The following is a 13,606-nucleotide window of genomic DNA, read 5'->3' on the forward strand; positions in this document are numbered from 1 at the left end:
GCGCCGCTTCGAGTCAGGGTGACCGCTGGGAGCTTCCCTTAGAGGCGACGGTATCCCCGGTGTAAACCTTCGATTGCGCCGACCCGGCTCGGAGGCGAAAAGGTCCGGGCCTGAGCGTCGTCATCCCGCCAGCGGGACATGATCTAACGCTTGAATCGCTCCCAGGCGGACTCCCGGGGCATGACGTAGTGTCCTCTTGAATGAGAGGTCATTCAGACGCCTGGCCTACGTCCCTGCGTGCGTTGCGGGCCAATCGCCCTCCGCTGGCTAAGAGGGGCGCCCGGGGCGAGCTGTTCAGCGCGGGGCTAGAGCAGGCCGAACAGTTCTGGATGGCCGCAGCCTCGGTCGGCCCGGAAACGAGGCCACTTCTACTCTTCTATGGTCTGGGTCAGGCAGGACAAGCGCTGTGCGCCGCCGCCGCAGTCAAGCCCAGTGCGGGCCACGGGCTCACTTTCAACATGGTGGATCCCCCATACGGAGAACAAGCGGACTTGGGGGAGGTCATGATCGCACCAAACGGAGCAGGGCTGGCCACGGAGGTCGCCTCTATCCGCAAATCCCCTCTTCTCCAGGAACCGGTCTCGCTGGGGAGGCTGATCGGCGCCCTCGGTTACTTCGCCTTCACTGTGGTTCCCCCTATAGGCGACACGAATCGGGTACGGGTCGAGGGCGGTGAGAGCGGGGCGCAGAGGAACCCCCACACCTCACCTGCGACAGGAGAACTCACCCTCTCGCCCGTGCCAGCCCACCTGACCACCCGGGATGAACAAGTAGATGTGGGATACCCGGGGGTCGGTCGCCGGACAGGTGCCGCACCCGGTGTGGAGGAGATCCGCGAATGGCTCCGGCCGTACCCCGCACTCGCCAAGCTGGGTACTCCACGGCATGTGAGCGAGCCGTGGAGCTACCCACACGGGAGCTCGTCCATCACGGTCACATGGGATGTCAGCGGTGATGGGAAGGCCGGCACCCAGGCGCAGTGGGTGAGGAGCATTTTGGATGTGGTCTCCGCGGAGCACGGCCCCTCTGGTTCGCCCTACGGGGAGGTGCTTCCTGGCGTCGGCGGGAACGACTCGGCGCAAGATCCGCTGGTCACATGGTGGCTAGTCCTCTATGGCCTGTCGAACCTGGTGCGGTACCACCCGGCGGCGTGGAGGGCGACCCTGGACGTCGATAAGAGCACCCTTGCTGTTCCCCTTGAACAGCTCGTGTCCTTTGCCAGTGAGAAAGTGCCCGATCTGTTGTTCGAGGCCTTCGTCGACCTCGGCGGCGGACGCCAGTAGTCGGCACGCCCATCACTCCCGCCGTTAGTGGCGCTCGGAGAGGGTAAGGCGGGCGAGCGCAGCCGCCGCAAACCTTCGATTGCGCCAGTGACCGGACGCCGCTACTTCGGCGGCGTGCCACCGTCTCTCAGCCCATTCGTCAGAAGAGATCTGTCGCGGGGACTGCCTTCACGCGGTTCCCCAATCCACCCTTGATGGTTGAGCTCCAATCGTTCACTGCGGCGTACTCGTCCCAATGGCCGGCGTAGTCACCCAGCTGGTCGTCGACCGCGCGGATAGCGTCTCGCACGCTTTCGGCGGCCCCTTCGCCAGCGAGCTGCTCGGCGATGCGCGCTGCAGCTTCGGCGATCGCCTGCAGCTGGTGAACATCCTGGACCTTAAGGGTGGCTGTGGCCTTCTGGGAACTCATCATGCTCTTACCTTATGCGTGAGGTCTTCGATTTCGTCGGTCGAGAAAGGAAGGGTGACCGTGCCCCCGTGTCGTGATGGCGTCTCACCCGCCGTTCCTGCGTTGCCCGCTCTCGATGTCACGCCGCCACCGCGGCGGCGCGACGTCCTCCGCGTCTACACCCTGGCTCATCGGCGGGTACCTCTACGGGGCGAGAGTGGCCAGCGGGCGTTGCGCGAAGGCCTATGCCCTCCTCATGGTGCTGGTACTCACGGTGATGCCGCCGGGACTGCTGATCGTTTTCCTGCTTCTGCCGTCCTTCCTGGGTTTGAGCCGGCGGTCGGGACTGTTGATGCTCTTGACTGCCGTCGCAGGGGTAATCCTCTTGATGTTTCCGTTGCTTGGAGCTGCCCTGGTCTTTGGGCAGGGGCGCCGGGCGTACATGCCCTCGTCTCGAGACGCTCTGCTGGTAGTCCGCGCAGTGGGTGGCCGCTGGAGGGTGGAGAACTTCTTTGCTGCGCACCCTAAGAGGTCGAATACGGCCCCGTTGTGCGACTGCGCGATGCCCGCTCTGGCCGAAGTCGCGGATCGGTCCGGGGTGGTCATTGAAGCCCGGCCATGAACGAGATGGTGGCGCGGTACTACCGACGACGCCTGCCGGGGCTGAGGGAAGTCGGGCACCTCCCGCTGGGACGGGTGAAGCTGGAGCGCCCGCGCGCGGGCGCTCCAGCCAGGTCTCAGAGATTGGGCGCTGCGGGAACCTATTCACGCTCGCCCGAGCATTACTGACGGTGAGACGGGTGGATGGTGGCGTAGTGGATCTGCGTCAGCTCCTTGGCGGAGAGCTTGAGGCGACGTCCCAAGCTTCCAGGCTGACGAGTGGACATGATGGTGCGGTACTCACCGAGCATGCGGCGGTACACCGCCAGCATCGGTGTGTGCGAGTTGCCGTGATCCTCTGACTCGAACTGCTCCCGCAGCTCCGTCCACCGGTCGTTGTCCATGAGGTACTCGGTGTACTCGGCCATCTGCGCCTCCAGGGGGTCGTGGAAGTCGAAGCCGCTGAATGTCAAGTCGTACTCCACCTGGGGATCAAGGCTGATCCCCTCCTCTGCCAGCTGTTCCCGGCTGGCAGTGATGAAGCGGAACATGTCAAGAATGTCCATGAGAAGGACCGAATCCGCCTTGGACAACTCCTGACTGAAGCCGGCGACCTCCATGTGGTACTCGCCGGTGAAGCCCTTCTCCAACACCTCCGCTCGCTGCATCTGGTACTCGCGGTCGCCCTCGTACCCGTTGGCATCCTCGGGCAGGACGTGAGCAAGGATGCGATGTAGCAGAACGAGCTGCTGACGCTCCTTCAGGGGGATGGAATCGGGTGAAGGGACTTCCCCGCCCCGCATGGCGTCGGGTCGCTGAGACGCGGGCAGCGCGGCGTACACCGCCGTGCGGACGAAATCGCTCAGTGTCACCCCCTCCTCCTCGGCCGCCCGCTTCACCGCGGCGTGTTCATGCTCGGTTAGTCTAATTGCGATCATGGGCATAGTGCCTCCTTATTTTGTGTCAGACCGATTTGTCTGACGTTATACATTATAACATATCTTGGATAAGGGGTCCAGCTAGCTATGGCGCGCCCAGGCCGCGCTCATCCGGGACGCGGGGGTGCACTCGGCGGGGGATGATGGGGCGGTCACCATCGAAAGGCCCCATAGATGCAGAGCAAGCCCTTGTCCTGGGATCAGATCCGGTCCAACGCCGCTGAGTTCGTCCACGAGTGGGCGGGGGAGTCCTACGAGCGGGGCGAGTCGCAGTCGTTCTGGACGGACCTGTTCGCGGTCTATGGGGTGCGCCGGCGCGCGGTGGCCCGCTTCGAGGCCCGCGCGAAGAAGGCCGACGGCGGGGCCGGGTTCATCGACGTGTTCTGGCCCGGCATGCTCATCGCGGAGCAGAAGTCCCTGGGTAAGGACCTAGCCGCCGCCGAGGATCAGGCAATGACGTACCTGGCGAACGTGCCCGAGGCGGAGCAGCCGCGCTACGTGATCACCTGCGACTTCGAGACGTTCCGCCTGCGCGACCTGGACGCCCCGGCTGGGGAAGAAGCGGTGGTCGAGTTCCCGCTGGAGCAGCTGCCAGTGGAGGCCGAGCGGTTCGGGTTCATCGCCGGCTACCAGAAGCGTGAGTTCGGTTCGGCCGAGCAGGCCGCGGCGTCCGTGAAGGCCGCGCAGCTGATGGCCGACCTCTACGTGGAGCTCGAGGGCTCCGGGTACGACGAGCACGAGGCGTCGGTGTTCCTGGTGCGGACGTTGTTCGCGCTGTTCGCGGACGACTCGGGTCTGTGGGAGCGGGATCTGTTCTTGGAGTTCATCCAGACCCGCACGGCCGAGGATGGCTCGGACCTGGGTGCGCAGCTGACCGCGTTGTTCCAGGTGCTGAACCGTCCGGTGAACAAGCGCATGGCCGGCACGGACGAGCTGCTGTTGCGCTTCCCATACGTGTTCGGGGAGGCCATCTCGATCCCGTACTTCAACGCGTCCATGCGACAGAAGCTGATCGAAGCGTGCCTGTTCAACTGGGGGTCGATCTCCCCGGCGATCTTCGGGTCGCTGTTCCAGGCGGTGAAGTCCAAAGAGGCGCGCCGGGAGCTGGGGGAGCACTACACGACCGAAGAGAACATCCTGAAGCTGATCGGCCCGTTGTTCCTGGATGAGCTGCGCGCGGAGTTCGTGAAGAGCATCCACGACCGCGCCGCCCTGGGCCGGCTGCACGACCGGCTTGGGCAGCTGCGGTTCCTGGACCCGGCGTTTATGCGCAAGTCGGATGTCTCAGGAGACATCCGAGCGGCGGCGTAACCTGACCACGGCGATGAAGCCTGACTTGAGCATCGGCACGGGCTTCTTCAAACTGGACGCCTACCTCACGCCTCCGGCGAGCCCGCCGCAAGCGAACCTCAGTCCACTGTTTGCTCCGAAGGCAAAGACGCATCTTCAAGCTCCGCTGCGACGGCTGCGAACTCCTCAAGCGCAGCGGTCAGGTCCTCGACGATCTCGCGGGCGATTACCTCCGGCGCTGGTAACTGGTCGAGGTTCTCGAAGGAGTCGTCGCGTAGCCATTTGATGTCAAGGTTGACCTTGTCGCGGGCGATGAGCTCGTCGTAGGTGTACGACTTGAACAGATCGGACTCCGCACGCTCATCGCGTGGCTTGCCGGGTGCGTAGGAATCTACAAAGTCGTCTAGGTGCGCCCGGGTGAGCGGGTTCCGCTTGAGCGTGAAGTGCTGGCTGGTCCGTAGGTCGTACACCCATAGCTTCGACGACCACGGAGCCTCGGAGGCGGGCTTCTTGTCGAAGAACAGCACGTTCGCCTTCACACCCTGGGCGTAGAACAGCCCGGTGGGCAGGCGAAGGAGTGTGTGCAGATCGAAGTCGGTCAGCAGTCGTCGGCGCAGGGTCTCCCCCGCTCCGCCCTCGAACAGAACGTTGTCGGGCAGCACGACGGCGGCACGGCCATTGATGTCCAGGATCGTCATGATGTGCTGGAGGAAGTTGAGCTGTTTGTTCGAGGTCGTGACGACGAAGTCTTGCCGCTCGACCGCCCGGTCGCCGGTGACCTCCCGCCCGTCGGCGCCGACCATCGTCAGCGAGGATTTGGTTCCGAACGGCGGGTTGGCCAGAACGACCGACCAGCGCCTGCCCGGGTCCGCGGCCAGGGAGTCCTTGACCTCGACCAGCGACTCGCCGTTCGCTTCGCCGATGCCATGTAGGAGTAGGTTCATCGCGGCCAGTCGGGCGGTGCCGTCGACCAGTTCCGTGCCATGGATAAATGTATTGCGCAGATGCCCACGTTCGGGCGGGGTCATCGTCTCCGCGCCGCGGGAGGCGTACTCGTGCGCGCCGAGCAGGAAGCCGCCCGTGCCACAGGCGGGGTCGACGACCGAGTCGGCGACCGTCGGTTGGATGCAGTCGACCATGGCAGAGATAACCGAGCGCGGCGTGAAGTACTGGCCGGCTCCAGAACCTTTGTCCGAAGCGCCCTTGGCTAGCAGCGACTCGTAGGCGTCACCATTGACGTCGGTGCCGGCCGAAGACCACTGTTCCTTGTCGATCAGGTCGTGGATCAGCCGCTTTAGCTTGGCCGGGTCCTGGATTCGGTTCTGCGCCTTGCGAAAGATCGTGCCCAGCGTTCCCGGCTGACGGCCCAGACCTTGCAAGATCAGCGTGTACTCAGTCTCAAGGGCCGCGCCCTCCGCATCTAAGAGTCGCTGCCAGGAATACTCCGGCGGGATCAGCTGCTCGGGCTTGAGCTTTCGGGTCGCGCGCTCGTGGGCCATTTTCAGGAACAGCAAATAAGTGAGCTGCTCCGTGTACTCGAGGACGCCTACGCCGTCGTCTCGCAGTACATGGGCATAAGACCAGATCTTGTCGACCAAGCGAAGTGCGTCAGACACCAGCCATCTCCTCCACTCGTTCGACGTCCAGGGCCGAATCCGTAAGCTTTCCGCTGAAAGCCGCCACAAGTATCGAGTGACGGAGCCTCTCGGAACTTCGCAGCTGGGCCTCGACCTCGTTCCTTAACCGATCAGCGGCTGAGCGCCGTTCTAGATACTCCGCTACGAGACGTTCCTGGACGTCCATGCCCGGCACCCACATCTCGAAATCCTTAAGCGCGCGGAAATATACTGCGGCCACGTTGGTGCTGGCGCTCGCATTCTTTCTAATTTGCGTGCGCGCCTGCCGCCCGAGGAACCATAGTCCTGCATACTCCGGACTCACTACATCATCAAAACGGAGTCTCATGATGTTCTCATTGAACACCCAGCCGGCGACTCGCTGGTCGGCGACCGCCGCCTTGCCGATGAGATCACCACTGTTCTTTGAGTTGAACAGGACGTCTCCGGATCTGATTTGGTACTTCGAAAGGTCTGCCTCCGTAGCGACGACGTTTACAACGTCGTCAAGCACCAGGTCACCCGTGCGGGCGATGTTATTCATCTTCAAGTAAGGCGTCCCCTCGGTCTTCGCGACGAGATGACCGCGTGAACGACTCCAACCTCCCCGAGATTCAACGATCAAGTCAGCGAGTCGCCGGTTTTCTCCGGCCACAGGCTGCAATGAGTCCCGCAGCCAACTTTCGATGAGGTGCGAGCACCTCCGTATCGAAGCATGAAGGTAGCCCATTGCCGCATCGATCCGGGAGAGATGGTCTTCGAGGATCTCTACGATCCGTCGCTGTTCAGCAAGTGGTGCAATTGGGACTGGAAGAGCGAGGAAGCGGCTCTTAGTCAGATTCAAGCCGCTCTCGTTGATGCCGGTCTTCATTTTGTCGATCTCTGCCTGGGCGCTCGAACTGAGTAAATAGTACTCCAGGAACCTTGGGTCAACGTCAGGGATAGTCCTAAATCTGTACATCTTTCCCGACAACAGGAGACCTGGTCGCGATTTACGCACCAGGGTGGGGACGCCGCAACGCGCCCGAGGACCCGCACATGTGATGAGTAAGTCTCCGGAGACAACCTCAAGCTCGGGTCGCGGTTTCAAAGTCTCGGGCAAGCGCTTGTTTGCGTTCTCTTCGAATTTCCCGGCCTGAATCGCCGTCGTCTTGAGCACACCCCAGGCACCTTTCTCCGCTGGTTGAGACTCACATTGTGGGCTCCATCCTTGCTGTAGCGGAGAACGTTTGGTCAACGGGAGAAGGATCTGGTCGAGCGTCGTCCAGGTGATCATGCCGTGAGCTCCTGGTCGAGGGATTCGATGATTTCTCCAGCGTTGTCGCCGAAGTCACGGAGGACGCCGTCGATGCCGCCGCGTTCGTCGAAGGGAGCTTCGTCGAGGTCGTCGGCGGTGATACTGGCGGAGTTGGAGACTACGTCGGCCATGCGGTCAAGCCACCACCTTTGCGTAGCAGTGAACTTGGTACCTGCTTGTTCCTGGGCGAGCAGCCAGCCAGCGTAGCGCTGCTGCACGGTGTGGGCGAAGGGGACCAGCTCGTTGTCTGCCCCAAGGGTAAAGCGGACGAGTGACACCACGTCGGTGAGGCGGGGCTTGTCGCGGTGATGGACGCGCCCGGCGTCGATCTGCTCGTAGGCCGCCCAAATCATGTCTGGGGTCCAGTTGTGCGGCGGGCGGGCGATACGGTCTGCCAGCTCCTTGATCGTCTCGAAGGGCACCCGGCGGTGCTTTGCTTCGTCCATGAGCTGGATCGCGGTGATCTCGTCGCGATGTTCCACTAGGTACTCGGTCCAGTCTGCGACCAGCGACTGGGCGCGTTCGGGGTCGACGACGCCGTAGGCGTCGAGGAGCTCGTCGGGGTTGATCTCGTCGATGATCTGGTCGTGGGTGCGGCGCAGTTCCAGGATTCGGGTCCGCAGCTCCGGATTCGCCGCCAATGGTTCGATCGCCTCTTCGATGAGGTGCTCGACGATGTCGGCGGGGCGCGCGCTGGGGTCGGCTGCGATTGCCTCTGCCTGGGTGTCAGGATCGACGGCCTCGACCAGGGCGCGCACCACCTGCTTGAGCGGCTGACCTGCGACCTTGTCGAGCTCCTCCCGTTCCTCGAGCGTCAGTTGGAGCTCGAGCGCCGACAGCCGGGAAGCAAGGGTGGCGACCTCGTCCTCGGTGATGGTCAGGTTCGCCGTCTTCGTAAGCAGTTGCTCGAGCGAGACAGACTTCTCGCGGTTGAGCGGTGGTTCGACGAAGTCATGCTCGGTGACCCCGACCGCGTCCACGATAACGAACCGGGTCTTGGTCTTGGCCGCGGTGTCCGGGGTGACGGCTTGGAAGTCGGCCGGTGCAATGGTGCGGGCACCGCGGCCCTTCATCTGCTCGAAGTACTGGGCTGTCTTCACGTCCCGCATGAAGAACACGCACTCCAGCGGCTTCACGTCGGTGCCGGTCGCGATCATGTCCACGGTCACGGCGATTCGTAGCTTGGCCGAAGTGCGGAACGCCTGCAGCTGGCCCTTGGGGTCGCGCGCGTTGTAGGTAATCTTCGCAGCGAAGTCATTGCCCTTGCCGAACACCTCCCGCACGGTGGTGACGATCTGCTCGGCGTGCGCGTCGTCCTTGGCGAAAATCAGGGTCTTGGGCACCGCATGGCGGCCGGGGAAGATCTCGGTGAACAGCCGGTCGCGGAACGTCTGAAGGATCATGCGGATCTGGTTCGGGTTGGTCACCGCCCGGTCGAGCTGACGGGCGGTGTAGTCGACGTCCTCGTCGATCTGCTCAATGCGCTGGACTCGGGTGCGCTTGTCGATCTTCGGCACGAGCGTACCCGCCTCGATGCGGTCACCTTGCTCGGTAACTCTCGTCTTGATCCGGTAGATGTCGAAATCGACGTTCACCCCGTCAGATACCGACTCCTGGTACGTGTACGACGAGACAAGGTTCTGGCGGAAGAACGCGAACGTCTGCTTGCCCGGTGTCGCGGTCAACCCGACGACGTGCGCGTCGAAGTACTCCAGCACGCCGCGCCACACCCCGTAGATGGAGCGATGAGCCTCGTCCACGATCACCAGATCGAACGTCTCTGGAGGCATGTCCGGCGCGTAGTTCACGCTGACCGGGGCAACGGGGACATAGTCGTCCAGCTGCGGGTCGTCGGCCCCGGGGACGTCGTGGCCGTTCAGCACCTTGAACACGCGCTGGATCGTCGAGATCACGACGTTGGAGGAGGCGAGCATGCCGGCACCAGTCAGCTTGTCGACCGCGTATACCTCAGAGAACCGGCGACCGTCACCCGGAGCGGTGTAGTTCTGGAATTCTGCGAGGGTCTGATCGGCGAGGTTGTTGCGGTCGACCAGGAACAGAATTTTGGAGAACCCACCGTATGTCAGCAGGCGATAGGCAAGGGTGACGGCGGTGTAAGTCTTGCCGGCGCCGGTAGCCATCTGGATCAGCGATCGGTCGAACTGCTGCTCGGCAAGTGAACGCTCTGTACCGTGGACTGCGGTGATTTGAGCCGGGCGCAGCGGGGCCTCGTACAGGCGCGGCAGCACGCGAACCTTGGCTCGCCACGTCGGGTGCTCCGGGTTCGTACCGGCCTCGCGGATGATCCGCGCGAGCGTGGAGGGCGTGGGGAAATTGAAGATCTGGCGGGATCTCGGATCGGGATCGAAGCCGTTGGTGAAGTGTGTTTCGGTCCCTGATGCCTCGAATACGAAGGGGAGCCGATCATCCCGGAGGTCTGCACGTTTCCGGTGCGCTTCAGGAAGTCCCGCAGCGTACATGGCGGACTGCCACTCCACGCCCGACAGCGGTGTGCCTACGGGCTTGGCTTCGATCACCCCGACGACTCTCTTGTCGACGTACAGCAAGTAGTCCGCGCGACCATGACCGGGCGCCATTACCGCCTCGCGGATCGCGATGCCGTCACCCGCGAACAGGTTCTTCATCTTGCCGTCTTGCACCACCCAACCCGCCGCAGCGAGTTGGGAGTCGATCAAGACACGCGCCCGCTGCTCAGCGGGGAGGCGCGAAGCTTCAGACACGTAGCCGAGTCTATCGTTTTCCAGACCTTGGGATGCCTCTTGACGCCGATCACCAGGCGGTTCGTGCGCGATTAGGGCGTGTTGCTAAAGGATGGTCGCTAGCCAGTGGAGCGTCGCGGCGAGACTGAGCCCGGCGTGATAGTTCCGGGCGTACTTGTCCGAGCGCATCGCGATCCCTCGCCACTGCTTGAGCCGGTTGAAGCAGCGCTCCACGACATTGCGGCCCCGGTAGCGCTGGCGCTGGTCTTCGGTGAAGTCGATCGGCCGGCCCGGGCGTCTGCGCCGGTGCGCGATCTGGTCGGCCCGCTCGGGGATCGTGGCCGCGATGCCATGCCGGCGCAGCCAAGCCCGGTTCGCCTTCGAGGGGTAGCCCTTGTCCGCGATCAGCCTCTGCGGGCGTGTCCTGGGCCGGCCACGGGCCCCGGCAACGCTGATCTGCTCCAGCGTGGTGGTCAGCATCGAGGTGTCCGCGACCTGGCCGCCGGTCACCACGAACGCCAGAGCCCGTCCCTTGCCGTCACAGACCAGATGATTCTTCGTCGTCAGGCCACCACGGGAACGTCCGATCGCATGATCAGCCGGCTCGTCCCCTGATTTCTTGTAGTTCATCCAGGCCCCCTGTGGTGCGGGGCAGGGTCGCACCGTGCTGATGGACGCGCACGATCGTGGAATCGATTGAGGCGACCCAGTCCAGTTCCCCGGCCGCCTGCGCCATGGACTGGGTCTTCTCCAGCACCTGCTCCCACACGCCCTGGGCAGCCCACCGGTTGAAGTTCTTGTAGATCGTGTTCCAGTTCCCGAACCTCTCGGGCAGATCCCGCCACGGCGCCCCGGTGCGGAACCGCCAAGCGGTGGCCTCCACGACCGTGCGCCGATCCACGGGCGGGCGCCCGGTGGTCTTCGCTTCCGGGAGCAGTGGGCCGATCACGGCCCAGACCTCGTCTGAGATCACGTCACGCGACATCCCTCAAGACTGAGGCATCGACCCCTTGGGACCCTTTAGCAACACGCCCTAGGCCGCGGTCAGCACGGCGCCTGCGTGCGCGGGCACCAGCCCGTGGGCGGCGGCGTACTGGAAGCGCAGCATCTGGGCCAGGTGGGCCTGGGCCTGCATGAACGCGAGGACCTGGGCGGCGTCGGGCCGGTAGGCGGTGCCGTCGGCGGTCTGGGCGCGCACCATCTCGGGGCGGTGGTGGGCGACCCAGCGGGCCACCTCGGAATCTGTGGTCGGCAGGGACGTGGTCATCCGCCCTTGCCAGGACACCTGGATCATCAGGGACACCTCCACCCTTACGTTGATCTGACGTCAACATACTAGGTGGGCTGGCAGTTGGAGGGCAACAAGCTCTGGACGCGCGAAAGCGCCCCGCGAGGTTCCTGCGACTGTCAGATCAACGGGAAAGCGGGGCGCTTCTGGGGTCCAGTCTAGGCGATCGGCGCCGCCGGCGGGAAGGCGTCCGGGGTGTCGATGAACCGCCGCAGCACCTGGCAGCAGTGCCACCAATGGCAGGCTGCGGTGCTCGCATGCGCGCGCTCGCTGTCGACCACCACCTCGACGGCCTCGGCCAGGGCGGCCTCCAGGTGCTCGACCTCGATGCTCATGGCTCCTCCGATCCGCGGGTGTCCTTCACCGTGGATAAGGCCGTCGCGCGGCCGTGATGTCCCTTCTGGGCGCCAGGCAGAGCGAAGCCCTCCCGGCGCGGAGGGGGGATGGCCAGGAGGGCTTCTAAGTCGCAGGCCCTACGGGATGGGCTCACGCTCGACCTGTGCAAACCGTAGCAGGGGCAGTGGTGACGGGGGGAGGGTTGTGGATAAAGGTTGCGGGTATATGGAATGACGCGTATGGTTTGACGTGTATCGCTAGACCTACGTGAGGTGATTCTGTCGCCTCCAGATTGAGAGAGCACCCCCATGACCACCTTCTACTACTCCGTCAACGAGATGGCTCGGCAAGCCGGCTTCACCTCGCCCTCCACCTGGACTCGCATCAAGAACGACCTGCGCGCCCCCGACGCCGTCATGGTCAGCAAGATCCAGGGCGCCGGCTGGACCCTGGACAGCTGGGAGGACGCCGCCAACAACGAGCTGCACACCCGTCGCGAGCCCCTGATGAAGGCCATCACCCGCCTGCGCCTCGAGGAGGAGGCCCTGCGTCAGGAGTACGGCGTGACCGACCAGGACGAGCCGGCCGACCAGAAGGCGGAGGGCTGAGCCATGAACGCTATCGAGCTGAAGTGCCGCCGAGAGGCCCTCGGTCTGTCCCGCGACGCCCTCGCCGACACCCTGGGTGTCGCGGAGAAGAGCATCACCCGCTGGGAGTTCGGCAAGAACCCGCCGCGGGACTGGTCCTGGATCGACTCGGCCATGACCCGCCTGGAGGACTACCGCGAGCGCCTCGTGGAGGAGCTGATCGCCGAGACCTTGCGTGTGCATGAGCAGGCCGGTGCCGCGCTGATGTTGACCTACGCTTCCCGCGGTTCCTTCTACAGGTGGTTGCCGGAGATGGAGGAGCCGGACATGGGTGATGGCATCGAGGTGATTCCCGTGGAGCTGCACCGGGCGGCCACCGCCGAGGCCGCGCGCCGGCTGCGGGTGAGCCATGGGCTGCACGCCGTGATCGAGGCTGTGCCCACTCCGCAGGAGCGTGAGGGGGCGGGCTCGTGAGCGTGCGTCGATGGGTCTCGGGCGTCGTCGCCGTGGTGGCTGCTCTGGGTGTGGCTGGCGCCGTCGGGGGTGGATATGTGCAGGGGGTCCAGGTGCCAGAGGTGAAGCTTCCCAAGGTGGCGCTGCCCAGCGGAGTGGAGCTGCCCTCACTCGGCGACACGTCCCCGACGCCGGCGGCCGGCCCGGTCGGGGGCCAGCTCGAGCAGCTGGCCCTGACCTCCGCGGCACCGGCCAGCGCCTACACGCGAGACGCGTTCGGCCAGCGCTGGGCGGACGTGGACCGCAACGGCTGTGACACTCGCAACGACGTGCTGCGGCGCGACCTGACACAGGTGCAGATCAAGCCCGGCACGCAGGGGTGCAAGGTGCTCTCCGGCCAGCTCGTGGACCCCTACAGCGGCGCTACGATCCCCTTCTCCTCCCAGGACTCCCAGGCCGTGCATATCGACCACACGGTCTCCCTTGCCGATGCCTGGGCCTCCGGGGCGTGGGCGTGGGACGAGTCCCAGCGCAGGGCGTTCGCCAACGACCCGGCGAATCTGCTGGCCGTGGATGGGCCGGCGAACACCTCGAAGTCGGATGCGACCGCGGCGGACTGGCTGCCGGACACCGTTGCGGGCCGATGTGAGCTCGTGGAGCACCAGGTGGTGGTGAAGGCCAAGTGGGGGCTGAGCGTCACCGAGCGCGAGCGCGCGGCGATGCGCAGGGTGTTGGCCTCCTGCCCGGCTGGGTGAGCGAGGCCGTAACGTGTCTGGGGGTGGGTGACCATGCCCTTGAACGGATGGACGA

At 64.5% G+C, this 13,606-nt stretch carries 13 protein-coding genes; 5 read left to right on the top strand and 8 right to left on the bottom strand.

All coding sequences use genetic code 11. The annotated features are described in order from the left end of the window. Positions 1-200 precede the first annotated feature (200 nt). Entirely contained in the window at positions 201-1,283 is a 1,083-nt protein-coding gene (locus POD19_RS12780) for a YaaC family protein (RefSeq protein ID WP_445299769.1), read from the top strand. 139 nt (positions 1,284-1,422) lie between these two features. On the opposite strand, the gene POD19_RS12785 is transcribed toward POD19_RS12780, so the two are convergent. Together POD19_RS12785 and POD19_RS12790 are read right to left on the bottom strand one after the other, a co-directional pair. Beyond that, a complete protein-coding gene (locus tag POD19_RS12785) occupies positions 1,423-1,695 on the bottom strand; it encodes a hypothetical protein (RefSeq protein WP_340309552.1) in 273 nt (90 codons plus the stop codon). Positions 1,696-2,453: 758 nt separating this feature from the next. Further along, the gene (locus POD19_RS12790) at positions 2,454-3,215 is read right to left on the bottom strand and encodes a YfbU family protein (RefSeq protein WP_340309553.1); all 762 of its coding nucleotides are present in this window, start codon (positions 3,213-3,215) and stop codon (positions 2,454-2,456) included. A 168-nt stretch (positions 3,216-3,383) separates the two neighbouring features. Here POD19_RS12790 and POD19_RS12795 point away from each other — a divergent pair, with 168 nt between their 5' ends. After that, complete coding sequence (locus POD19_RS12795; RefSeq protein ID WP_340309554.1) at positions 3,384-4,520, top strand: type IIL restriction-modification enzyme MmeI; 1,137 nt, start codon at positions 3,384-3,386, stop codon at positions 4,518-4,520. A gap of 98 nt (positions 4,521-4,618) precedes the next feature. On the opposite strand, the gene POD19_RS12800 is transcribed toward POD19_RS12795, so the two are convergent. From POD19_RS12800 to POD19_RS12825, 6 genes are all read right to left on the bottom strand, one after another. Continuing rightward, positions 4,619-6,115, bottom strand: coding sequence for a class I SAM-dependent DNA methyltransferase (locus tag POD19_RS12800; RefSeq protein ID WP_340309555.1), 1,497 nt, complete (start codon positions 6,113-6,115; stop codon positions 4,619-4,621). Then, positions 6,108-7,274: a restriction endonuclease subunit S gene (locus POD19_RS12805; RefSeq protein ID WP_340309556.1), complete on the bottom strand. Its 1,167-nt coding sequence runs from the start codon at positions 7,272-7,274 to the stop codon at positions 6,108-6,110. The genes POD19_RS12800 and POD19_RS12805 overlap by 8 nt, the downstream gene beginning before the upstream one ends. A 113-nt stretch (positions 7,275-7,387) precedes the next feature. Then, the gene (locus tag POD19_RS12810) at positions 7,388-10,153 is read right to left on the bottom strand and encodes a type I restriction endonuclease subunit R (protein WP_340309557.1); all 2,766 of its coding nucleotides are present in this window, start codon (positions 10,151-10,153) and stop codon (positions 7,388-7,390) included. 84 nt (positions 10,154-10,237) lie between these two features. Continuing rightward, positions 10,238-11,117 (bottom strand): IS5 family transposase gene (locus POD19_RS12815; RefSeq protein ID WP_445299770.1). Its coding sequence is split into 2 segments (ribosomal slippage): positions 10,238-10,771 and positions 10,773-11,117, totalling 879 coding nucleotides; the frame shifts between segments, so codons are not numbered across the junction. 48 nt (positions 11,118-11,165) lie between these two features. After that, a complete protein-coding gene (locus POD19_RS12820) occupies positions 11,166-11,426 on the bottom strand; it encodes a hypothetical protein (protein ID WP_340309558.1) in 261 nt (86 codons plus the stop codon). A 152-nt stretch (positions 11,427-11,578) separates the two neighbouring features. Continuing rightward, positions 11,579-11,755 (bottom strand): hypothetical protein, encoded by a 177-nt coding sequence (locus POD19_RS12825; RefSeq protein ID WP_340309559.1) that lies wholly within the window; start codon positions 11,753-11,755, stop codon positions 11,579-11,581. Between the two features lie 309 nt (positions 11,756-12,064). On the opposite strand from POD19_RS12825, the gene POD19_RS12830 reads away from it, so the two are divergent. The 3 genes from POD19_RS12830 (at position 12,065) to POD19_RS12840 (ending at position 13,551) form a co-directional block, all read left to right on the top strand. Further along, on the top strand, positions 12,065-12,364 hold the full coding sequence (locus POD19_RS12830; RefSeq protein ID WP_031943823.1) for a hypothetical protein: 300 nt from the start codon (positions 12,065-12,067) through the stop codon (positions 12,362-12,364). Positions 12,365-12,367: 3 nt separating this feature from the next. Then, complete coding sequence (locus tag POD19_RS12835) at positions 12,368-12,817, top strand: helix-turn-helix domain-containing protein (RefSeq protein WP_049159095.1); 450 nt, start codon at positions 12,368-12,370, stop codon at positions 12,815-12,817. A gap of 101 nt (positions 12,818-12,918) precedes the next feature. Then, positions 12,919-13,551 carry an HNH endonuclease family protein gene (locus POD19_RS12840; RefSeq protein ID WP_340309560.1) on the top strand — a complete coding sequence of 211 codons (633 nt, stop codon included), beginning with the start codon at positions 12,919-12,921 and terminating at the stop codon, positions 13,549-13,551. The last annotated feature ends 55 nt before the right edge of the window (positions 13,552-13,606 follow it).

The sequence above is a fragment of the Micrococcus sp. GPGPB33 genome, from assembly GCF_037853785.1.
Classification (GTDB): Bacteria; Actinomycetota; Actinomycetes; order Actinomycetales; family Micrococcaceae; genus Micrococcus; species Micrococcus luteus.

What these genes read in the sequence shown, in the direction of transcription:
- POD19_RS12795 (WP_340309554.1), top strand. Translation starts at nt 3,384, where the DNA reads ATGCAGAGCAAGCCCTTGTCCTGGGATCAGATCCGGTCCAACGCCGCT.
- POD19_RS12790 (WP_340309553.1), bottom strand. Translation starts at nt 3,215, where the DNA reads ATGCCCATGATCGCAATTAGACTAACCGAGCATGAACACGCCGCGGTG.
- POD19_RS12825 (WP_340309559.1), bottom strand. Translation starts at nt 11,755, where the DNA reads ATGAGCATCGAGGTCGAGCACCTGGAGGCCGCCCTGGCCGAGGCCGTC.
- POD19_RS12820 (WP_340309558.1), bottom strand. Translation starts at nt 11,426, where the DNA reads ATGATCCAGGTGTCCTGGCAAGGGCGGATGACCACGTCCCTGCCGACC.
- POD19_RS12835 (WP_049159095.1), top strand. Translation starts at nt 12,368, where the DNA reads ATGAACGCTATCGAGCTGAAGTGCCGCCGAGAGGCCCTCGGTCTGTCC.
- POD19_RS12785 (WP_340309552.1), bottom strand. Translation starts at nt 1,695, where the DNA reads ATGATGAGTTCCCAGAAGGCCACAGCCACCCTTAAGGTCCAGGATGTT.
- POD19_RS12830 (WP_031943823.1), top strand. Translation starts at nt 12,065, where the DNA reads ATGACCACCTTCTACTACTCCGTCAACGAGATGGCTCGGCAAGCCGGC.
- POD19_RS12780 (WP_445299769.1), top strand. Translation starts at nt 201, where the DNA reads ATGAGAGGTCATTCAGACGCCTGGCCTACGTCCCTGCGTGCGTTGCGG.